General features: G+C 73.7%; 16 protein-coding genes. 9 read left to right on the top strand and 7 right to left on the bottom strand.

Annotated elements, in window-relative coordinates:
• Positions 1 to 84: 84 nt before the first annotated feature.
• Both HFV08_RS08715 and HFV08_RS08710 read right to left on the bottom strand, forming a co-directional pair.
• Complete coding sequence (locus HFV08_RS08715; protein WP_168537556.1) at positions 85 to 558, bottom strand: PaaI family thioesterase; 474 nt, start codon at positions 556 to 558, stop codon at positions 85 to 87.
• 50 nt (positions 559 to 608) lie between these two features.
• Positions 609 to 2,888 carry an FdhF/YdeP family oxidoreductase gene (locus HFV08_RS08710; RefSeq protein WP_168537554.1) on the bottom strand — a complete coding sequence of 760 codons (2,280 nt, stop codon included), beginning with the start codon at positions 2,886 to 2,888 and terminating at the stop codon, positions 609 to 611.
• Positions 2,889 to 3,038: 150 nt separating this feature from the next.
• Between HFV08_RS08710 and polA the strand changes: the two genes are divergently transcribed.
• From polA to HFV08_RS08695, 3 genes are all read left to right on the top strand, one after another.
• Positions 3,039 to 5,771: a DNA polymerase I gene (gene polA, locus HFV08_RS08705; RefSeq protein WP_168537552.1), complete on the top strand. Its 2,733-nt coding sequence runs from the start codon at positions 3,039 to 3,041 to the stop codon at positions 5,769 to 5,771.
• Positions 5,772 to 5,964: 193 nt separating this feature from the next.
• Positions 5,965 to 6,390, top strand: a complete 426-nt coding sequence (locus tag HFV08_RS08700) for a hypothetical protein (protein ID WP_168537550.1) — start codon at positions 5,965 to 5,967, stop codon at positions 6,388 to 6,390.
• A gap of 316 nt (positions 6,391 to 6,706) precedes the next feature.
• Positions 6,707 to 8,377, top strand: a complete 1,671-nt coding sequence (locus HFV08_RS08695; RefSeq protein WP_168537548.1) for a lytic transglycosylase domain-containing protein — start codon at positions 6,707 to 6,709, stop codon at positions 8,375 to 8,377.
• A gap of 180 nt (positions 8,378 to 8,557) precedes the next feature.
• Here HFV08_RS08695 and HFV08_RS08690 read toward each other — a convergent pair whose 3' ends face one another.
• Positions 8,558 to 11,320 (bottom strand): ATP-dependent RNA helicase, encoded by a 2,763-nt coding sequence (locus HFV08_RS08690; protein ID WP_168537546.1) that lies wholly within the window; start codon positions 11,318 to 11,320, stop codon positions 8,558 to 8,560.
• A 154-nt stretch (positions 11,321 to 11,474) separates the two neighbouring features.
• Positions 11,475 to 12,305: a class I SAM-dependent methyltransferase gene (locus tag HFV08_RS08685; RefSeq protein ID WP_168537897.1), complete on the bottom strand. Its 831-nt coding sequence runs from the start codon at positions 12,303 to 12,305 to the stop codon at positions 11,475 to 11,477.
• A gap of 390 nt (positions 12,306 to 12,695) precedes the next feature.
• Between HFV08_RS08685 and rpsA the strand changes: the two genes are divergently transcribed.
• Complete coding sequence (gene rpsA / locus HFV08_RS08680) at positions 12,696 to 14,198, top strand: 30S ribosomal protein S1 (protein ID WP_168537544.1); 1,503 nt, start codon at positions 12,696 to 12,698, stop codon at positions 14,196 to 14,198.
• Between the two features lie 194 nt (positions 14,199 to 14,392).
• Entirely contained in the window at positions 14,393 to 15,331 is a 939-nt protein-coding gene (locus tag HFV08_RS08675) for a proteasome assembly chaperone family protein (RefSeq protein ID WP_168537542.1), read from the top strand.
• A gap of 4 nt (positions 15,332 to 15,335) precedes the next feature.
• Here HFV08_RS08675 and HFV08_RS08670 read toward each other — a convergent pair whose 3' ends face one another.
• The gene (locus HFV08_RS08670) at positions 15,336 to 16,358 is read right to left on the bottom strand and encodes a DMT family transporter (protein ID WP_168537540.1); all 1,023 of its coding nucleotides are present in this window, start codon (positions 16,356 to 16,358) and stop codon (positions 15,336 to 15,338) included.
• Positions 16,359 to 16,448: 90 nt separating this feature from the next.
• On the opposite strand from HFV08_RS08670, the gene HFV08_RS08665 reads away from it, so the two are divergent.
• The 3 genes from HFV08_RS08665 to HFV08_RS08655 all read left to right on the top strand — a co-directional run bounded on the left by HFV08_RS08665 (position 16,449) and on the right by HFV08_RS08655 (position 18,412).
• Positions 16,449 to 17,051, top strand: a complete 603-nt coding sequence (locus HFV08_RS08665) for a TetR/AcrR family transcriptional regulator (RefSeq protein WP_168537538.1) — start codon at positions 16,449 to 16,451, stop codon at positions 17,049 to 17,051.
• 49 nt (positions 17,052 to 17,100) lie between these two features.
• Positions 17,101 to 17,724, top strand: a complete 624-nt coding sequence (coaE, locus tag HFV08_RS08660; RefSeq protein ID WP_168537536.1) for a dephospho-CoA kinase — start codon at positions 17,101 to 17,103, stop codon at positions 17,722 to 17,724.
• Between the two features lie 307 nt (positions 17,725 to 18,031).
• The gene (locus HFV08_RS08655; RefSeq protein ID WP_040254545.1) at positions 18,032 to 18,412 is read left to right on the top strand and encodes a tetratricopeptide repeat protein; all 381 of its coding nucleotides are present in this window, start codon (positions 18,032 to 18,034) and stop codon (positions 18,410 to 18,412) included.
• A 57-nt stretch (positions 18,413 to 18,469) separates the two neighbouring features.
• Here HFV08_RS08655 and HFV08_RS08650 read toward each other — a convergent pair whose 3' ends face one another.
• Positions 18,470 to 18,730, bottom strand: coding sequence for a DUF6343 family protein (locus HFV08_RS08650; RefSeq protein ID WP_168537534.1), 261 nt, complete (start codon positions 18,728 to 18,730; stop codon positions 18,470 to 18,472).
• A 214-nt stretch (positions 18,731 to 18,944) separates the two neighbouring features.
• Between HFV08_RS08650 and HFV08_RS08645 the strand changes: the two genes are divergently transcribed.
• Entirely contained in the window at positions 18,945 to 19,625 is a 681-nt protein-coding gene (locus tag HFV08_RS08645) for a class I SAM-dependent methyltransferase (protein WP_168537532.1), read from the top strand.
• Positions 19,626 to 19,875: 250 nt separating this feature from the next.
• Here HFV08_RS08645 and HFV08_RS32495 read toward each other — a convergent pair whose 3' ends face one another.
• The gene (locus HFV08_RS32495) at positions 19,876 to 20,904 is read right to left on the bottom strand and encodes an Hsp15 family ribosome-associated heat shock protein (RefSeq protein ID WP_376770585.1); all 1,029 of its coding nucleotides are present in this window, start codon (positions 20,902 to 20,904) and stop codon (positions 19,876 to 19,878) included.
• Between the last annotated feature and the right edge of the window lie 141 nt (positions 20,905 to 21,045).

Here is a 21,045-nt window from a genome sequence, read left to right as displayed (position 1 = left end):
CGCGAGCCGAAGCGGTCCGCGCCTTGTTGCCATGCCTTTCTGCTGTTTTGTTCCGTCGCCCGCCGGGCCGCCCGGCCGCAGCGGTCAGGCCTCCGGCTCCGACGGTTCGAGGTCGCGCAGCAGACAGGTCAGGCGCGCGCTGCAGACCCGCTTGCCCTGCTCGTCCTCGATGGCGATCTCGTACGTGGCGGTGGTGCGGCCCCGGTGCAGCGGGGTGGCGGTGCCGGTGACCAGGCCGCTGCGGGCGGAGCGGTGGTGGGTGCAGTTGAGGTCGACGCCGACGGCGAGCTTGCGGATGCCGCCGTGCAGCATCGAGGCGATGGAGCCGAGGGTCTCGGCGAGCACCGCGGAGGCGCCGCCGTGCAGAAGTCCGTAGGGCTGGGTGTTGCCCTCGACGGGCATGGTGCCCATCACGCGCTCGGCGGAGGCCTCGACGATCTCGATGCCCATCCGGGTACCGAGGTGCCCGGCGGAGAAGAGGGCCGGCAGGTCCACCCCGAAGGAGGCGTACTCCTCGACGACCTCCTGCGGGAACTTCACATGCTTCTGCTCGCCCATGGCGCCGGCTCCTTCGTACGGGAATGCTTCCGCTGACTCTAAGCGAACGCTTAGTGCGCTGGCGATTCTTCCAGCCGTACGATCACCGACTTGCTCGCGGGGGTGTTGCTGGTGTCGGCGGTGGCGCCCAGCGGCACCAGGACGTTGGTCTCCGGGTAGTAGGCGGCGGCGCAGCCGCGGGCCGTCGGGTAGTGCACCACCCGGAAGCCGTCGGCGCGGCGCTCGGTGCCGTCCTCCCACTCGCTGACCAGGTCGGCGTAGCAGCCGTCGGCGAGGCCGAGCGCGCGGGCGTCCTCGGGGTGGACGAGGACGACGCGGCGGCCGTTCCTGATGCCGCGGTAGCGGTCGTCGAGCCCGTAGATCGTGGTGTTGTACTGGTCGTGCGAGCGCAGGGTCTGCAGCAACAGCCGCCCCTCGGGCACCCGGGGCCAGGTCACCGGCGCCGAGGTGAAGTTGGCCTTGCCGGTGGCGGTGGGGAAGCGGCGCTCGTCGCGCGGGGCGTGCGGCAGCGTGAAGCCGCCGGGCTCGCGCACCCGGGCGTCGAAGTCCTCGAAGCCGGGCACCACCCGGGAGATCCGGTCGCGCACCCGCGCGTAGTCGCCCTCGAACTCCTCCCAGGGGGTGCGGCTGGCTTCGCCGAGCACGCGGCGGGCCAGGCGGCACACGATCGCGGGCTCGGAGAGCAGGGTGGAACTCGCGGGCTTCAGCCCGCCGCGGGAGGCGTGCACCATGCCCATCGAGTCCTCGACGGTGACGAACTGCTCGCCGCCCGCCTGCACATCGCGCTCGGTGCGGCCGAGGGTCGGCAGGATCAGCGCCCGGGCGCCGGTGACCACATGCGAGCGGTTGAGCTTGGTCGAGACGTGCACGGTCAGCCGGGCCCGGCGCATCGCCGCCTCGGTGACCTCGGTGTCGGGGCTCGCGGCCACGAAGTTCCCGCCCATGGCGAAGAAGACCCCGGCCCTCCCGTCGCGCAGCGCCTCGATGGAGCGGACGACGTCCAGGCCGTGGGCGCGCGGCGGGGCGAAGCCGAACTCCTTCTCCAGGGCGTCCAGGAAGGCGGGCGCCGGGCGCTCGAAGATGCCCATGGTGCGGTCGCCCTGCACGTTGGAGTGGCCGCGCACCGGGCAGACCCCGGCGCCCCGGCGGCCGATGTTCCCGCGCAGCAGCAGGAAGTTGACGACCTCGCGGATGGTGGGCACCGCGTGCTTGTGCTGGGTCAGGCCCATCGCCCAGCAGACGACGGTGCGCCGGGAGGCGAGCACCAGCGCGAGGGCCTTCTCCACCTCGGCGCGCTCCAGGCCGGTGGCCCGCAGCGTCTGCGCCCAGTCGGCCTCCCGGGCGGCCGCGGCGAACTCGGCGAATCCGTGGGTGTGTTCGCGTACGAAGAGCTCGTCGACGGCGCCCTCGGTCTCCAGGATCAGCTTGTTGAGGAGGCGGAAGAGGGCCTGGTCGCCGCCGAGGCGGATCTGCAGGAACAGGTCGGTCAGCGGCGCCCCGGTGAGCATGCCCTTGGCGGTCTGCGGGTTCTTGAACCGCTCCATGCCCGCCTCGGGCAGCGGGTTGACCGTGATGATCTTCGCGCCGCCCGCCTTCGCGCGCTCCAGGGCGGAGAGCATCCGCGGGTGGTTGGTGCCCGGGTTCTGCCCGGCGACGACGATCAGATCGGCCTCGTAGAGATCCTCCAGGAGGACGCTGCCCTTGCCGACGCCGAGCGTCTCGGTGAGCGCCGAACCGGAGGACTCATGGCACATGTTGGAGCAGTCGGGGAGGTTGTTGGTGCCGAACTCGCGGGCGAAGAGCTGGTAGAGGAAGGCCGCCTCGTTGCTGGTGCGGCCCGAGGTGTAGAAGACGGCCTCGTCGGGCGAGCCGAGCGCGGCCAGCTCCTCGGCGATCAGGTCGAAGGCGCGGGTCCAGGAGACCGGTTCGTAGGTGTCGGAGCCCTCCGCGAGGAACATCGGGTGGGTGAGGCGGCCCTGCTGGCCGAGCCAGTACCCGCTGCGCCCGGCCAGCTCGCTCACCGGGTGCTCGGCGAAGAACGCCGGGGTGACCCGCCGCAGGGTGGCCTCCTCGGCGACCGCCTTCGCGCCGTTCTCGCAGAACTCGGCGGTGTGCCGCTTCTCCGGCTCGGGCCAGGCGCAGCCCGGGCAGTCGAAGCCCTTCTTCTGGTTGACGCTCAGCAGGGTCAGCGCGGCCCGGCGGGTGCCCATCTGCTGCTGGGCCATCTTCAGCGAGTGCCCGACCGCGGGCAGCCCCGCCGCGGCGTGCCGGGGGCCGCTGACCTGCGGCGCGTCCTGGACCGGATCGCCCTTGGGTGCCTTGGCGGCCATCGTCGGCCTCCCCTTCTGCCGCGGGCGCGCCCGGCACCCGTACTGACTGACCTCGCTGTCGCACAAATCCTCCCACGCGCCTCTGACAGCGCCAGGGGTCCGGCACCGCGGGTGGCACCGGCTGTCAGTGGGGCGTGGCAGGATCGGAGCGTGGCCAAGACAGCATCGAAGAAGACCGAGCAGACCGAGAACCAGGGCGCCCAGGCCCGGCCGAGGCTGATGCTCATGGACGGGCATTCGCTGGCGTACCGGGCGTTCTTCGCGCTGCCCGCGGAGAACTTCACCACCCAGACCGGGCAGCCGACGAACGCGATCTACGGCTTCGCGTCGATGCTCGCGAACACGCTGCGCGACGAGACGCCCACGCACTTCGCCGTCGCCTTCGACGTCTCGCGCAAGACCTGGCGGTCCGCGGAGTTCAGCGAGTACAAGGCCAACCGCTCCACCACCCCGGACGAGTTCAAGGGCCAGGTCGAGCTGATCGGCGAACTGCTCGACGCGATGCACGCCGAGCGCTTCGCCGTCGACGGCTTCGAGGCCGACGACGTCATCGCCACCCTCGCCACCCAGGCCGAGGCCGCCGGGTACGAGGTCCTCATCGTCACCGGCGACCGGGACTCCTTCCAGCTGGTCAGCGAGCACGTCACGGTGCTCTACCCCACCAAGGGCGTCTCCGAGCTCACCCGGTACACCCCCGCCCAGGTCGAGGAGCGGTACGGCCTCACCCCGCAGCAGTACCCCGACTTCGCCGCGCTGCGCGGCGACCCCTCGGACAACCTGCCCGGCATCCCCGGCGTCGGCGAGAAGACCGCCGCGAAGTGGATCAAGCAGTTCGGCTCCTTCGCCGAGCTGGTGGAGCGCGCCGAGGAGGTCAAGGGCAAGGCCGGGCAGAACTTCCGCGACCACCTGGAGTCGGTCAAGCTCAACCGCCGCCTGACCGAGATGGTGCGGGACGTGGAGCTGCCGAAGACCGTCGCCGACCTGGAGCGCCTGCCCTACGACCGCAAGGCGGTGGCGCTGGTCCTGGACACCCTGGAGATCCGCAACCCCTCGCTGCGCGAGCGGCTGCTCGCCGTCGACCCGGGCGCCGAGGAGAGCGAGCAGGAGGAGCTGGCCGAGGGCGTCGAGATCGACGGCACGGTGCTCGCCGCGGGTGAGCTGGCCCCCTGGCTCGCCGAGCACGGCAAGGCCGTCCTCGGCCTCGCCAGCGTCGACAGCTGGGCGCTCGGCAGCGGGAACGTCGCCGAGGTCGCCCTCGCCGCCGCCGGGGGAGCGGCCGCCTGGTTCGACCCCGCCGAGCTGGACGCCGCCGACGAGAGCGCCTTCGCCGACTGGCTCGCCGACCCCGCCAAGCCGAAGGTGCTGCACAACGCCAAGGGCGCGCTGCGGGTCTTCGCCGAGCACGGCTGGGGCATCGAGGGCATCACCACCGACACCGCCCTCGCCGCCTACCTCGTCAAGCCGGGCCGCCGCTCCTTCGCCCTGGACGCGCTCTCCATGGAGTACCTCCACCGGGAGCTGGCGCCCGCCTCCGCCGCCGACGGGCAGCTCGCCTTCGGGGCCGAGGACCAGGCCCAGGCCGACGCCCTGATGTGGCAGGCCCGCGCGGTGCTCGACCTCTCCGTGGTCTTCGGCGAGAAGCTCCAGGAGGTCGGCGCCGCCGATCTGCTGCGCGACATCGAACTCCCCACCTCCCTGCTCCTGGCCCGCATGGAGCGGCACGGCATCGCCGCCGACCGCACCCATCTCGAAGCGATGGAGGAGATGTTCGCGGGCGCCGTCCAGCAGGCCGTGAAGGAGGCGCACGCCTCCGTCGGCCACGAGTTCAACCTCGGCTCGCCCAAGCAGCTCCAGGAAGTCCTCTTCGGCGAACTCGCCCTGCCCAAGACGAAGAAGACCAAGACCGGCTACACCACCGACGCGGACGCGCTGGCCTGGCTCGCCGCCCAGACCGAGCACGAACTGCCGGTGCTCATGCTGCGCCACCGCGAGCAGGCCAAGCTCCGCGTCACCGTCGAGGGCCTGATCAAGTCGATCGCCCCCGACACCCGGATCCACACCACCTTCAACCAGACCGTCGCCGCCACCGGCCGCCTCTCCTCCACCGAGCCCAATCTGCAGAACATCCCGGTGCGCACCGACGAGGGCCGCGCCATCCGCCGCGGCTTCGTCGTCGGCGAGGGGTACGAGGCCCTGATGACCGCGGACTACAGCCAGATCGAGCTGCGCGTCATGGCCCATCTCTCCGAGGACGAGGGCCTGCTGGAGGCCTTCACCTCCGGCGAGGACCTGCACACCACCGTCGCCTCCCAGGTGTTCTCGGTGGCGGGCTCCGCGGTCGACGCCGAGATGCGGCGCAAGATCAAGGCCATGTCGTACGGACTCGCCTACGGACTCTCCGCCTTCGGCCTCTCCCAGCAGCTGAACATCGAGGCCGCCGAGGCGCGGGCACTGATGGAGACGTACTTCGAGCGCTTCGGCGGGGTGCGCGACTACCTGCGCCGGGTCGTCGACGAGGCCAGGGCCACCGGCTACACGGAGACCCTCTTCGGGCGCCGCCGCTATCTCCCGGACCTCAACAGCGACAACCGGCAGCGCCGGGAGGCCGCCGAGCGGATGGCGCTGAACGCCCCGATCCAGGGCACCGCCGCCGACATCGTCAAGATCGCCATGCACAACGTCGACCGGGCGCTGACCGAGGCCCAGCTCAGCTCGCGGATGCTGCTCCAGGTCCACGACGAGATCGTGCTGGAGATCGCCCCCGGCGAGCGCGCGAAGGCCGAGGAGATCATGCGCCGGGAGATGGCCGGAGCCGTCCGGCTGCGCGCCCCGCTCGACGTCTCGGTGGGTGTCGGCCCGGACTGGGAGTCGGCCGCGCACTAGCCCGGACATCAGCCCCCGGCCGCACCTCTCCACCGGGCCGCCCGCCGGCCTCCGCCGGACTCGGTCAGAGGCGCCGTACGCGGCTGTGACCAGCGGTTTCATCCTCGGGTGAGCGGGCGGTCACCACCGGCGCTCACCCGGACGGGCCACGAGCGGGGGCCCGTGCCGCGAGGCCGGGGCCACGATGGGCGGCATGGGTCCCTGTACCCGGCGTACGCGCCGCTCCTTCGTTGCCGTCGCGCTCTCGGCGCTGCTCGTGCCGATCGCCGCGGTCGCCGCCGACACCCGCGCCGAACGGCGCACCGCGACCGAGGAGGCCCGCGATCCGCAACCGGCCGCGCGGATCTCCCGCGACCTGCGGACGCTGCCCTCCCGAAGCCGGGACCTCGGACGCCGGGCGCTGCGGCGGGGCCGCGGCCGGACGGTCTGCCCCACCGCCGGCAAGATCCGCTGCGACTCGGGCCTCGGCCTGCGCACCCTGCTCGTCGACACCGTCATGCGCCGCGCCGAGAGCCTGCGCCGCCGGCTCGGCGGCCGTGAGGCGGGGGTGCTGACCGTCACCGTCCGGCTCCCCGGCGGCAGCGTCCGCCTCGCCCTCGGCGAACCGCACCCCAGCTGATCCCCGCCCGGCCGGATTCCTCCCCGGCCCGTGGAACCGCTCCGGCTCCCGCCGCGTCCGTACGACGGGGCATGCGCACCCCGCGGACGGATTCCGCGGGGCGCCGCCTCGCGTAAAGTGCCCCGCGCGGTACCCCTGTTCGGCCCCGGAGAACGAACCGACCTGCGCCCTTGACCGGACGTCGGGAAGGCCGAGGCCCCCCAGGGGGAGGAAAACCCCGGCCCATGGGTGCCCGATCGGGCGAAGTTGCGTAGTGTCGGGTGGACGCCGTGCGGGGGAGCACAGGTGTGAGGCAGGTCCACGGGAGGGGAGCAGGATGTCGGCGTTCTTCGGGTCAAGGCTTCGCAGAGGTGCGGGTACCGCGGCAGTGGCCGCGGTCGTCGTCGCCGCCCTCTCCGCCTCCCAGGCCCCCGGCCTGAGCAGCGCGCCCGAGCGCGACCGGCACGCGGGCGCCGAGGACACCCCGCCGCCCGGCGAGGACACCTCGGTCAGCGGCAACTCGCCCTACTACACCGACCTTCCGCCCCTGGAGAGCCCGGCCCCGGTGCCCGGCGCCAAGGACCCCGAGGGCTCCCGGCCCACCGAGTCCGGCATCCCCGCCACCGTGCTCGACGCCTACAAGAAGGCCGAGTCGGCCCTCGCCCGCAGCCGCCCCGGCTGCAACCTGCCCTGGCAACTGCTCGCCGCCATCGGCAAGGTGGAGTCCGGGCAGGCCCGCGGCGGACGCGTCGACGCCGCCGGCACCACGCTCACCCCGATCCTCGGCCCCGTCCTCGACGGCAACGGCTTCGCCCGGATCACCGACACCGACGGCGGCCTCTACGACGGCGACACGGTCCACGACCGCGCCGTCGGACCCATGCAGTTCATCCCCTCCACCTGGGAGAACTGGGGCGCGGACGCCAACGGCGACGGACGCAAGGACCCCAACAACATCTACGACGCGGCCCTGGCGGCGGGCAGTTACCTCTGCGCGGGCGGCCGCGACCTCGCCGACGAGAAGGACCTGCACGCGGCGATCCTCGGCTACAACCGCTCCGAGGAGTACCTGCGCACCGTCCTGTCCTGGCTGGAGTTCTACCGCAAGGGCATCCACGAGATCCCCGACGGCACCGGCGGCCTGCCCAGCACCCCGCCGTACACCCCGAAGCCGAAGCCCGGCCCCGCCAAGCCCGGCGGCTCCACCCCGAACCCCGGCCCCGCCAAGCCGGACAAGCCCGGAAAGCCCGAGGAGCCCGGCAAGCCCGGCGACCCGGAGGAGCCCGGCGAGGAGACGCCCACCCCGAGCGAGAACGTCTTCCGCCTGGAGGACGCCGGGACCGGCACCCTCACCTCCGCGACCGGCGAACTCTTCGCCGAACAGGTCACCGTGCGCGCCGAGGGCAAGAACGGCAAGCCGATCGCCAAGGCGAAGATCCGCTTCGAGATCGTCGGGGAGACCGACAGCCGCTTCCCCGACGGCCAGAAGCGCGTCACCGTCCCCACCGGGGCCGACGGCAAGGCCCTCGCGCCCGCGCTGCGCGCCGGGAAGAAGGACGGCACCTTCACGGTCCGCGCCACCGTCGAGGGCCGCGACCTCGCCCCCGTCGACCACACCGCGACCGTCACCGCGCCCCCGCCGCCCGCCGCCGACGCCCTGGTCCGCACCGACGACGCCCCGCTGACCTGCGCCCCGAACGCCGCCTTCGCCCAGCGCGTGAAGCTGAAGGCCACCCTCAAGGGCGCCGCGGCACCCGGCGTCGCCACCACCGCCACCCTGATCAAGGCGGAGAACGACCCGAAGGAGAACGACAAGGGCCCCTTCTTCAAGGACGCCGACGGCAAGCCGGTCCGCACCCTGAAGAACCTCAAGACCGACGACAAGGGCCTCCTGACGCTGGACCCGCTCTACAGCGACCAGAGCACCGGCGACTTCCTGCTCCGCCTCACCACCGAGGGCGGCGCCACCCTGACCGTCAAGCTCACCGTGCAGGCACCCGCCGCCTGACCCGCGCACCGCACCACCGCCGCCCCGCGCCCGGACGTACCACCGGGCCCGGGGCGGCGGTCGTATACGCCCCCAACTCCCCTGCGGGGCAACGCCCTTGCGAGGCAACCCGCCTTGCAGGGCAACTCCCTTACAGCGCAACGCCCTTGGCGGCCCGGCCCGCTCCGCCGCCCGGCCCGCTCAGCGCCGCGGATTGGCGCGCCGGGTCGCGGGCGCGCTCGACGGGTCCTCGGGCCAGGGGTGGCGGGGGTAGCGGCCGCGGAGTTCGGCGCGTACCGCCTGATAGCCCTCCCGCCAGAAGGAGGCGAGGTCGGCGGTGACCGCGGCCGGGCGGCCCGCCGGGGAGAGCAGCTCCACCACCAGCGGCACCCCGTCCACCGCGGGCGTGACCGCGAGGCCGAACATCTCCTGCAACTTCACCGCGAGCATCGGGCGTTCGGGATCCGTGTAGTCGATACGGATCCGGGAGCCGCTCGGCACCTGAAAGCGCTCGGGCGCCAGTTCGCCGAGCCGGGCGGCCTCACCGCCCGCCCACGGGAGCAGCCGCTGCAGGGCCTGACCGGCGTCGATCCGGCCGAGGTCGGCGGCCCTGCGCGCCCGGCCCAACTCCGGCTCCAGCCAGTCACCGGCCCGGTCCAGGAGGACGGCGTCGCCGACCTCGGGCCAGGGCGCGCCCCGCCTGCGGTGCAGAAAGGCCAGCCGCTCGCGCAGCTGCCGCGACTCCCGCGTCCAGTGCAGCAGGCCGAGCCCCTCGGTCCGCAGCCCCTCCAGCAGCGCCGCGCGCACCCGCTCCGGATCCACCCGGCCCGGCGCCGAGGGACGCTGCCTCAGCGTCACCGCGCCGAGCCGGCTCGTCTCCCGGGCCGCCACCTCCCCGTCCTCCCACACCACCTCCGCCGACTCGGTACGCAGCGGGGCCGCCGCCCGCAGTGCCACCTCCTCGTCCACCGCGGCGGCGAGCCGCACCCGGGCCTGCCCCGCACCCACCGGCCGGTCGGCCACCGCGACCGCCAGCCACCGGGCACCGCGCAGCGGCGAACCCTCGGCGGTCTCGGCCCGGGTCCCCGACACCATCTGGTACGTGCCGCCGCCCCGCTCCCGCGCGAGCCGCTCCGGAAAGGCCAGCGCGGCGACCAGCCCCGCCACCTGCTCGTCGCCGTCCGCCACCCGCTCGCCCCCGGCCACAGCCCCGCCCGAACCTCCTTGACCGGTACGGGACTTGCCGCCACCCGCACCGCCTCCGCCCGCCCGCGGACCACCCTCGTACGTGCCGCTCCGGTGCGCGCCCGGACCACCCGCACCGCCTCCGCCCGCCCGCGGACCACCCTCGTACGTGCCACCCCCGTGCGCGTCCGGACCACCCGCACCGCTCTCCCGTTCGCGGCGCGTGCCCGTGGAGCGGTCAGCGGAGGGGCCCGGACCGGAGGCGCCGCCGGACGAGGACAGTGCCGAGGTGAGCCGCCGGGCCTCGGTCTCCCAGCGGCCGGCGTAGGCGTCCCTGCCGCGTCGTGCGGTGCGCCAGGCCGCCGCGAGGTCGTCGCCGTACTCCCGCGGCGGCTCCTCACTGAGCAGGGCCACCACCTCCGCCGCGCGCCGGGTGCCGGTCTGCCCGGCGGCGTCCAGGAGGGCGCGGGCGAGCCGGGGGTGCAGGCCGAGGCGTGCCATCCGCGCCCCGCGCCCGGTGGCCCGGCCGGTGTCCGGGTCCACCGCGCCGATCGCGGTGAGCACCTCGCGGGCCGCCGCCATCGCCCCCGGCGGCGGGGCGTCGAGCAGGGCAAGGCCCCCGGCGGTGGGGTCGCCCCAGCAGGCGGCCTGGAGGGCGAAGGCGGTGAGGTCGGCGAGCCGGATCTCCGGCGCCGGGAAGCGCGGCAGCCGCGCGTCCTCGGCCTTGGACCAGCAGCGGTAGACCCAGCCCGGCCCCTGCCGCCCGGCGCGGCCCGCCCGCTGGCGCCCCGCCGCCTGCGAGGCACGCACCGTGGTGAGCGCGCTCAGCCCGCGCGCGTGGTCGACCCGCGGCTCCCGGGCCAGCCCGGAGTCGACCACGATCCGTACCCCGGGCACCGTCAGGCTGGACTCCGCGACCGCCGTGGCGAGCACCACCCGCCTGCCCCCACCCGGCGCGAGCACCGCGTCCTGCACGGCCGCCGGGGCCCGGCCGTGCACCTGGAGCACCTCCACCCCGCCGAGATCCCCCAACTGCCCGGCCACCCGGGCGATCTCGCCCACCCCGGGCAGGAAGCAGAGCAGATCGCCGGGGCGTTCGCGCAGCGCCCGCCGGACGACCGAGGCCACCTGGGCGAGCAGCGCCGGATCGACCCGCATCCCGTGCGGCGGCCGGACCGGGCGGGCCGGGGGAGCCCACACCACCTCCACCGGGTGGGCCGTGCCCGCCGCCTCGACCACGGGGGCGTCGCCGAGCAGCCGCGCCCAGCCCGCCGCGTCGGTGGTCGCGGAGGCCGCGAGCAGCCGCAACTCGGGCCGCAGCGCCGCCTGGACGTCGAGCAGGAAGGCGGCGACGGTATCGGCGTCCAGATGGCGTTCGTGGCACTCGTCGAGGACGACCACCTCGGCACCCGCCAACTCCTGGTCCCGCTGCAGGCGTTGGAGCAGCACCCCGGTGGTCACCACCTCGACCACGGTGTCCGGCCCCACTCTGCGCTCGCCGCGCACCGTGTAGCCGACCCGGCCGCCCACCGGTTCGCCGAGCAGCCAGGCCATCCGGCGGGCGGCGGCCCGGGCGGCGATCCGGCGCGGCTCGGCGACCAGCACCCGGCGCGCGGGCCCGGCCCCGAGCAGACCGGCCAACTCCAGCGGTACGAGCGTGGTCTTGCCGGTGCCGGGCGGTGCGCAGAGCACCGCGCTGCCGTGGTCCTCCAGGGCCTCGCGCAGCGCGGGCACGGCCGAGGCGACGGGCAGTCGGGCGAGGTCATCGGTGCGGATCACCCGCCCAGTCTCCCGGACGGCGCGCTCGCCCCTCCGGGACGGGCGCGGGTCTCCCGCGCGGCCCCTCGCCCTCGGCTCGGCATACGGCCCGCGCGGCCCGCCCCGCCCCTCAGCCCGGCCCCGCTCCGGTCAGCTCAGGCCCGCTCCGGTCAGCTCAGCCCCGCTCCGGGTCCCGTACGCAGACGAAGATCGCCGTGCCCGGGAGCAGGGCGCCGCGCAGCGGGGACCAGCCGCCCCACTCCTGGGTGTTCCAGCGCGGCCACTCCGGCTCGACGACGTCCACCAGGCGCAGTCCGGCGCCGACCACGTCGCGGACCCGGTCGCCGAGGGTGCGGTGGTGCTCGACGTACACGGCGCGGCCCTCCTCGTCCTGTTCCACGTACGGGGTGCGGTCGAAGTAGGAGGCGGAGACGGTCAGGCCCTCGGGGCCCGGCTCGTCGGGGAAGGCCCAGCGCACCGGGTGGGTCGCCGAGAAGACGAACCGGCCGCCCGGGCGCAGCACCCGGCGCACCTCGCGCAGCACCCGCACCGGTTCGGCGACGAAGGGCAGCGCCCCGTAGGCGGAGCAGGCCAGGTCGAAGGAGGCGTCGGCGAAGGGCAGCGCGCCCGCGTCGGCCTGGACCAGGCCGATGTCCTCGCGGCCGATGCGCAGCGCGTGCTGGAGCTGGCGGTGCGAGAGGTCCAGGGCGACGGGGCGGGCGCCCTGGGCGCGCAGCCAGCGGGAGCACTGGGCGGCGCCCGCGCCGATCTCCAGGACCCGGGCGTCCTTGAGCTCCTCGACGGGGCCGAGGAGTTCGGCCTCCACCTCGTCCAGGCCCTCGGGGCCCCAGACGAAGCGGTCGTCGCCGAGGAAGGTGCCGTGCTCGCGCTGGTACTCGTCGGCGTTGCGGTCCCACCAGCCGCGGTTGGCGCGGCTGCTCTCCGTGACCCCCGCCGTGCGCCGGGTCGCCTCCGGCTCCTGGGGTGTTCCGGGCTCTTGGATGATCGGCTCCCTCGTCGTATTCTCCGGTGATCCGCCGCGGGTCCCCTGCCGGAACCGGTGGCGGAGACGCGCGCCGGGCGTGCGTGGCCACGGCGAACAGGAATTGTGCCGGGTATGCGGCGATCCGCCCCGGGTGTCCGTCTTCGTGCGTTGACCCTGCCCGGCTGCCCCCGTATGCTACAAGTTGCGCTGCGAGCCTGCGCTCCTCGGACCGAGCAGGCTGCGCTCGCCTCTGTTGTATGTCTCTCGGTTGTCGAGGCGCTTTCCCCTCTCCGGAGTTCCGGAGGGTCCGGAAACCGCGCTTCCCAGGCTGTCCGGCTTCTTCAGGGCGATACGGGCTCCCGGCGTAGCAGTACCTACGACTTCAATGTCCGTACCGGAGCCCTTTCCCACATGACGAGCAGCACCGAGACCACCGCCACCACCCCGCAGGTAGCGGTCAACGACATCGGTAACGAGGAAGCCTTCCTCGCCGCGATCGACGAGACGATCAAGTACTTCAACGACGGCGACATCGTCGACGGCGTCATCGTGAAGGTCGACCGGGACGAGGTCCTGCTCGACATCGGTTACAAGACCGAAGGTGTCATCCCGAGCCGAGAGCTCTCGATCAAGCACGACGTCGACCCCAACGAGGTCGTCGCCGTCGGTGACGAGATCGAGGCCCTTGTTCTCCAGAAGGAGGACAAGGAAGGCCGCCTGATCCTCTCGAAGAAGCGCGCCCAGTACGAGCGTGCCTGGGGCACCATCGAGAAGATCAAGGAAGAGGACGGCATCGTCACCGGTACCGTCATCGAGGTCGTCAAGGGTGGTCTCATCCTCGACATCGGCCTCCGCGGCTTCCTGCCGGCCTCCCTCGTGGAGATGCGCCGTGTCCGCGACCTCCAGCCCTACGTGGGCAAGGAGCTCGAGGCGAAGATCATCGAGCTGGACAAGAACCGCAACAACGTGGTCCTGTCCCGCCGCGCCTGGCTGGAGCAGACCCAGTCCGAGGTGCGCCAGACCTTCCTCACCACCCTGCAGAAGGGCCAGGTCCGCTCCGGCGTCGTCTCCTCGATCGTCAACTTCGGTGCGTTCGTGGACCTCGGTGGCGTCGACGGACTGGTCCACGTCTCCGAGCTGTCCTGGAAGCACATCGACCACCCCTCCGAGGTCGTCGAGGTCGGCCAGGAGGTCACGGTCGAGGTCCTCGACGTCGACATGGACCGCGAGCGCGTCTCCCTCTCGCTCAAGGCGACGCAGGAAGACCCGTGGCAGCAGTTCGCCCGGACCCACCAGATCGGCCAGGTCGTTCCCGGCAAGGTCACCAAGCTGGTTCCGTTCGGTGCGTTCGTCCGCGTCGACGAGGGCATCGAGGGCCTGGTCCACATCTCCGAGCTGGCCGAGCGCCACGTGGAGATCCCGGAGCAGGTCGTCCAGGTCAACGACGAGATCTTCGTCAAGGTCATCGACATCGACCTCGAGCGCCGTCGCATCAGCCTCTCGCTGAAGCAGGCCAACGAGTCCTTCGGTGCCGACCCGTCCGTGGTCGAGTTCGACCCGACCCTGTACGGCATGGCCGCCTCGTACGACGACCAGGGCAACTACATCTACCCCGAGGGCTTCGACCCCGAGACCAACGACTGGCTCGAGGGGTACGAGAAGCAGCGCGAGGAGTGGGAGCGCCAGTACGCCGAGGCGCAGCAGCGCTTCGAGCAGCACCAGGCGCAGGTCATCAAGTCCCGCGAGGCGGACGCCCAGGCGGCCGCCGAGGGCGGCGACACCGCGGCGGCTCCGGCTGCCTCCGGTGGCGGCGGCGGTTCGTACTCCTCGGAGCCCGCGGACAACTCCGGCGCCCTGGCGTCGGACGAGGCCCTGGCGGCCCTGCGCGAGAAGCTGGCCGGCGGCCAGAGCTGATCGCCCACGGCGGCTGATCCGAGCCGTCACCGCGGCCCGCACCCTTCCGGGGGTGCGGGCCGCGGTGCGTGTGCGGCCCGGGCGGGTGTGCGCGGTGGCCGAATAGGTGCGCCCGGGGCCGGGATTCGGCGGGGCCGGGAATGATCGCCCCACGGGCCGCGTTCTCCACGAAGACACGAGGAGGAGCGGTCACTGTGCTTGATCCACAGGGTTTGTTCGCATGGGAGCCCAAGGGCCTGTCGGTCGTCGACGTGGCTCTCGCCCAGGAGTCGGCGGGCCTGGTCATGCTCTATCACTTCGACGGCTACATCGACGCCGGTGAGACGGGGGAGCAGCTCAACGGGCACCTCCTCGACACCCTGCCGCAGCAGGTCGTCGCCCGCTTCGACCACGACCGGCTGGTGGACTACCGCGCCCGCCGCCCGCTGCTGACCTTCAAGCGGGACCGCTGGGGCTCCTACGAGGAACCCACCCTGGACGTCCGCCTGCTCCAGGACGCCACCGGCGCCCCCTTCCTGCTGCTCTCCGGTCCCGAACCGGACGTCGAGTGGGAGCGGTTCGCCGCCGCCGTGCAGCAGGTCGTGGAGCGCCTGGGTGTCCGCCTGAGCGTCAACTACCACGGCATTCCCATGGGGGTGCCGCACACCCGGCCGGTCGGCCTGACCCCGCACGGCAGCCGGACCGACCTCGTCCCCGGCCACCGCAGCCCCTTCGAGGAGGCGCAGGTGCCGGGCAGCGCGGAGGCGCTCGTCGAGTACCGCCTGATGAACGCCGGGCACGATGTCCTCGGGGTCGCCGCGCACGTCCCGCACTACATCGCCCGCTCCCCGTATCCGGACGCCGCCCTGACCGTGCTCGAATCGATCACCGCGGCGACCGGTCTGGTGCTGCCGGGGGTCGCGCACAGCCTGCGTACCGAGGCCCATCGCACCCAGACGGAGATCGACCGCCAGATCCAGCAGGGCGACAGTGAACTGGTCGCTCTGGTCGAGGGACTTGAGCACCAGTACGACGCGGCGGCCGGTTCCCAGACCCGGGGCAATATGCTCGCCGAGCCCGCCGATATCCCCTCCGCCGACGAGATCGGCCGCGACTTCGAGCGCTTCCTCGCCGAGCGCGAGGGCGACAGCTAGGGGCTCAGCGGGTCCGGCTCCCCGGCCGGGCGGCCCGCCCCGCGTACGTCTCGTCCGGAACCCCGGTGCGCCCACGGCCCGCCGGGGTTTCCGCTGCCGCCGGGGCGCTCAGGGGGCCGGCCGCACCGCGGTGCACCACGCGGACCGCGGCGAGGGCGAGCGCGAGGCCCAGTACGGTCCCCGGGCCGAAGGGCTCGCCGAACATCAGGGCTCCCCACAGCGCGGTCACCGGGGCCATCAGGAACATCAGGGTGTTGACCCGGGTGACGCCCGAGCGCCGCAGGATCAGCCAGTAGAGGCCGTAGCCGCCGAAGGTCGAGAGGACCACCAGCCAGGCGACGGCCCACCAGAACCGGGGCTCGGCGGGCGGGACCGCGGTGCCGGTGGCGAGGGCGAGGGTGCTGAAGACGACGGCGCTGGTGGTGACGTGCACGGTCAGGGCCGCGACCGGGGAGGGCGCCCGGGCGGCGCGGCTGCCCTGCAGGAAGGTCGCCGCCACCAGGGCCAGCATCCCGGCGAAGGGGACGAGGTAGGTCCACCGGTCCACGCCCTGGCTGCCCGCCGCGTCCGCCAGGGTGACGACCAGGACCCCGCTCACCCCGAGCCCGAGGCCGAGCCACTGGCGCCGGGTGACGTACTGGCCGAGCAGCGGGCCGGCGAGGGCGCCCGCGACCAGGGGCTGGGTGCCGTCGATCAGGGCGGTGGTGCCGCTGGAGACGCCCAGCTGGATCGCGTAGTAGACGCTCAGCAGATAGCCGCTCTGGGAGAGCAGCCCGATCAGCGTCTGCCGGGCGAGGCTCCCTGGCGACCAGGGCCGCGCGGCCCGAGGCGGACGCGCGAGCGCGCGGGCGGCGGTGCGCCGCCGGGCCGCCCGGAGCAGTGCCGCGGCGGCGAGCAGCAGCAGGGCCAGCGGCAGGAAGCGCCACATCAGGAGGGTGGGGGTCGCCGCGCTGCCCGCGCCGAGCTTCGCGCCGATGAAGCCCGAGCTCCAGCACAGGACGAACGCGGCCGAGATCAGCGGCTTCATGCGGGGGCCACCTCGCGGGGGCGGTGCCGTTCGTGGAGTAAACAGATCGGTATACCTCGCCCACTATACAGATCGGTATACCATGGGGCCATGGACAGCGAAGGACGCTCACCGCACCGCATCGCCATGACCCCCGCGGCGAGACGGGTCCGGGACGCCGCCGCCCGGCTCTTCTACGCCCGCGGCATCCACGCGGTCGGGGTGGACCTCATCGCCGCCGAGGCCGGGGTCACCAAGAAGACGATCTACGACAGGTTCGGCTCCAAGGACCAGCTCGTCGTGGAGTACCTCGCCGACCGCGACGAACGCTGGCGCGCCTTCCTCGCCGAGCGGCTGGCGGACGCGGGCCCCGACCCCCGGGCGCGCGTCCTGGCCGTCTTCGCGGCCTCCGCGCGGTGGGCCGGAGAACACAGCGGCCGGGGGTGCAGCATGGTCAACGCCCATGTGGAGGTCGGCGATCCGGCGCATCCGGCACACGCCGTCATCGCCGGTCAGAAGCAGTGGATGCTCGACTGCTTCCGCCGCCTCGGCGAGGGACTCGGGGCGCCGGACGCCGAGCGACTGGCCCGCTCACTCATGCTCCTGCACGAGGGCGCCCTCGCCACCCACGGCCTGGAGGTCTTCCCCGGCGCGCTCGAACTCGCCGCCGCCCAGGCCGCGTTGCTGCTCGACGCACACACCGCGAGCCGCTGAGCGCGGGCCCCGCCGAGCGCTCGGGGCCGCCCGTACTACGCTGGCGTCCATGCTGAAAGTGGGCCTGACCGGTGGTATCGGCGCCGGCAAGAGCGAGGTGTCCCGGCTGCTCGTCGGGCACGGTGCGGTGCTGATCGACTCGGACCGGATCGCGCGCGAGGTCGTGGCGCCCGGCACTCCCGGCCTCGCCGCCGTGACCGAGGCCTTCGGCACGGAGGTGCTCGCCGCCGACGGCAGCCTGGACCGCGCCAGACTCGGCGGCATCGTCTTCGCCGACCCGGAGAAGCTCGCCGCCCTCAACGCGATCGTGCACCCGCTGGTGGGCGCCCGCTCCGCGGAGCTGCAGCGCGCCGCCGGCGCGGACGCCGTGGTGGTGCACGACGTCCCGCTCCTCACCGAGAACGGCCTCGCCCCCCTCTACGACCTGGTCGTCGTGGTGGACGCCTCGCCCGAGACCCAGCTCGAACGCCTGGTGGCGCTGCGGGGCATGAGCGAGGAGGACGCCCGCGCGCGGATGGCCGCGCAGGCCACCCGGGAGCAGCGGCGCGAGATCGCCGACCTCGTCGTCGACAACGACGGCGAACTGCCCGCACTGCGTGCCCGGGTCGAGGAGGTCTGGGCCGAACTGGCGAAGCGGGCCCACGAGCAGAGCACCGCGGGTCCGGAGGCCTGAGGCTCGGGGGCTGGACACCTGGGCGCGGGGGTCGTACGCCGCCTGGGGCGCGGGTCCGGGTGCCCGAGGTCCTCGAGGGCCGTACGTCCGAGGCCTGAGGTCCGGGGACTGTACTTCTGAGGCTTGAGGTCCGGGGACTGTACGTCTGAGGGGTGCGGCCCGCCGTCGCGGTGATCGGCCGGGTCTCCCGGACTCGACCGGGTCGAGTCCTCCTGCCCGGGGGACTCGTCCGGCCAAGTCCCCCGGGCAGGAATACCCTCCCCGGCCGCGTGCGTTTAACCTCCCCGACGAGGGAAGGAATTCCGCCGTGCCCGAGAGCAGTGGATCCGCAGGACGTACGCCGGAGACGCATGTCATCGACTTCCGCGCCGCCGAGCAGTTGCTCGCCGCGCGCGATCCCCGGGGCGCGGTGAAACTCCTCGACCCGGTGATCGCCGCCCACCCGGAGAACACCGCCGCCCGGCTGCTGCGCGCCCGCGCCTTCTTCGCGGCGGCCCAACTGCGCCCCGCCGAGCTGGAGTTCACCATCGTCCTGGAGCGGGAGCCGGACAACGCCTTCGCGCACTTCGCCCTCGCCCGCACCTATGAGCGCGCCGGGCGGCCCGAGCAGGCCCTGCGGCACTTCCGGCTGGCGGCGGCGCTCGACCCGCGTCCGCAGTATCTGAAGGCCGCGCGCTTCGACTCCTGAGTTCTCCCCGGTCAGCGGGTGCGGGCCCTGAGCGGCCAGGGTGCGGCCGGTGCGGGGTCAGTGGTGGCGGGGCGGTTCGTACGGGGGGACGTCGCGGCCCGGCTGGAAGTGCGGGCCCTGGCGGATATGCCGGATCACGATGATCAGATCGGTCACCACGACGATCCCGAAGACCCCGCAGGCCACCGCCCAGCCGACCCGCCCGGCGAAGGCGAAGGCGAGCGTGCCGCCGACCGCCCACAGCAGGCCCCACAGACTGAGCCAGAACCGCATCCGCAACGGGCTGCGCGCGGTGAGGGGCTCGTTTCCGGTACGCATCCTGCGCCTCGCCTGCCTCTCTGCTCCGGCGGCCGACCTGCCCTTTCCCCGTCCTTTCCTCGGTCCCTTCCCCCGTCTCTTCTCCCAGTGTGCGACCGCCGGGCGCGGGAGGAGACATCCGGGCCTGGCCCCGGCGAGACCGGATGGTCGCCAAGTGTGTGCGGGTGGGAACGCTCGGTGGCGGCCGGGCGTTGGAGAAGGCATGGACGTACGGATGAGAGAGGGACATCAGGGCACCGGCCCCGGCGCGATCACCCCGGACGGCTGCGCGGTCGAGCTGTACGCCCGCCTGCCCGTGGGCGAGGAGCCCGAGATCGTCGCCGCCGCGATACCCGCCGGGGCGCACCTCCTCGAACTCGGCAGCGGGGTGGGCCGGATCACGCACCCGCTCCTGGACCGCGGCTTCCGCGTCACCGCCGTCGACGAGTCGCAGCAGATGCTGGACCGCGTCACCGGCGCGCGGACGGTGTGCAGCCCCATCGAGTCGCTCGACCTCGGCGAGACCTTCGCCGCCGTGCTGCTCGCCTCCTTCCTGGTGCACGCCGGGGACGCCGCGGTGCGGCGCGCCCTGCTCGCCACCTGCCGCCGCCATCTCGCGAAGGGCGGGGTCCTGGTGATCCAGCGGGAGGGCGAGGACTACCACACCCGCCTGCCGCGCGAACGCGTCGACCCGGGCGGCTTCACCCTACGGATCCTCTCCTCGGAGCCGGTCGGCGACGGGGTGCACTCGGTGCGCGCGGAGTACGAGTTCCCGGACGCCACCTGGAGCCAGACCTTCCGCGCCCGGCCGCTGACCAGGGAGCAGTTCGAGTCGGCGCTCGCCGAGGAGGGGCTGGCCGTCGACCGGTACCTCACCGAGGACCGGATCTGGGTACGGGTGGTCGCGGCGGACTGAGAGCGGGGGAGAGGGAGCGGGGGAGGGAGAGCGGAGCACCGGACCGAGGAGCGGAGCGGGGGTCGGCGGGGCGTGCGCCGGGGTCGGGTGGTTGTCGTGTTGCGGGGGCGCTGACCCGGCGGTGTCCTGGCGGTGTCCTGAGGTCGGTTCCGTCCGCCCTGGTTTCGGTTTCCATCCGTCGCGGGGTCGGTTTCGTCGACCCCGGGGTTCGGATTCCGGCCGCCCGGTTCACGCAGGACGGCGCCGTACGTCAGGCCTCCGGACGCCCGCCTCCGCGCCTGCGGTGCGAGCGCTCGGGTTCGCCGCTCCGGCCACCGGCGCGCTTGCTCTCACGTCCGCTTCTGTTGCCGCGGCCGTCTCCGCTGTCGCGGTCGCCTCTGCTGCCGTGCCCGTCTCCGCTGTCCCGTCCGCGTCTGCTGTTCCGTCCGCTTCTGTCGCCCTGTCCGCCTCCGGTGTCGCGCCCGTCCCGGCTCTTGCGTCCGGCTCGGTTCTCGCGTGCGTCCGTGCGGTCCGGGTGGGCGGCCCCGCTGCCCGGGCTGTCGTGGGGCGCGGCTTGCTGCTCGTCGGCGGTGGCCTCGTCGGCCGAGCGGGTTCCGGCGCCGCCGCCGAGGGGGTTCGGGCCCTGGAATCCGGGGGGTACGGGGGAGGGCGGTGCGGCGAAGCCGCCTGCTCCGCGCAGGCGTTCCATTTCGCGGCGGTCCCGCTTGGTGGGGCGGCCGGTGCCGCGGTCCCGGATCCCGGCCGGGGCGACGGCCTCGCGCGGGGGAGGCGGCGGGCTGTTGTCGACATAGCACTTCACCGCCTCGGGAGCCCCGACCCGCTTGCGCAGCAGCTGCCTGACCACGACGATCCGCTCCCGGCCCGCGTGGCGCAGCCGGACCTCGTCGCCCACCCGTACGGCCTGGGAGGGCTTGACCCGGTCGCCGTTGACCCGGACATGGCCGCCACGGCAGGCGGTCGCGGCCAGCGACCTGCTCTTGACCAGGCGTACGGACCAGATCCAGCTGTCCACGCGTACCGAACCGCCGTGCCCGGCACCGCTGTTGGTCCTGTCCCCGGCCCCGCTGCCACCGGCGCCGGAACCCTGGTCCCGGCCGCCGTCCGCGGGCTCTGTGGCTTGGGCCCGGCCGTCGCCTGAGGGCTCCGCAGCTTGGGCTTGGCCCTCGGTCCAGCCCTCGGACCGTTCCCCTGCCCGGTCTTCCGTCCGGGACTCGGCCTCGACCGGGGCCGGGTCGGTCGGCTCGGGCTCCGGGGTGTTCTGCGACGGATGCGGCGTCATGGGGCGACCCTAACCGCTGGGCATCGGCAGGACTCCTGGATTTCGCGGCGCCCGCACGCCCGCATGCTCGTGCGCCTGCACGCCTGCACGCCTGCACGCCCGCACCTCCGCAGCCCCGCGCCGCCGGATGCCTCAGCCGAT

The sequence above is a fragment of the Streptomyces physcomitrii genome (assembly GCF_012273655.1).
GTDB classification, from domain to species: Bacteria; Actinomycetota; Actinomycetes; order Streptomycetales; family Streptomycetaceae; genus Streptomyces; species Streptomyces physcomitrii.
Note: the sequence above shows the minus strand (reverse complement) of the source record. Positions and strands in the feature narration are given on the sequence as shown.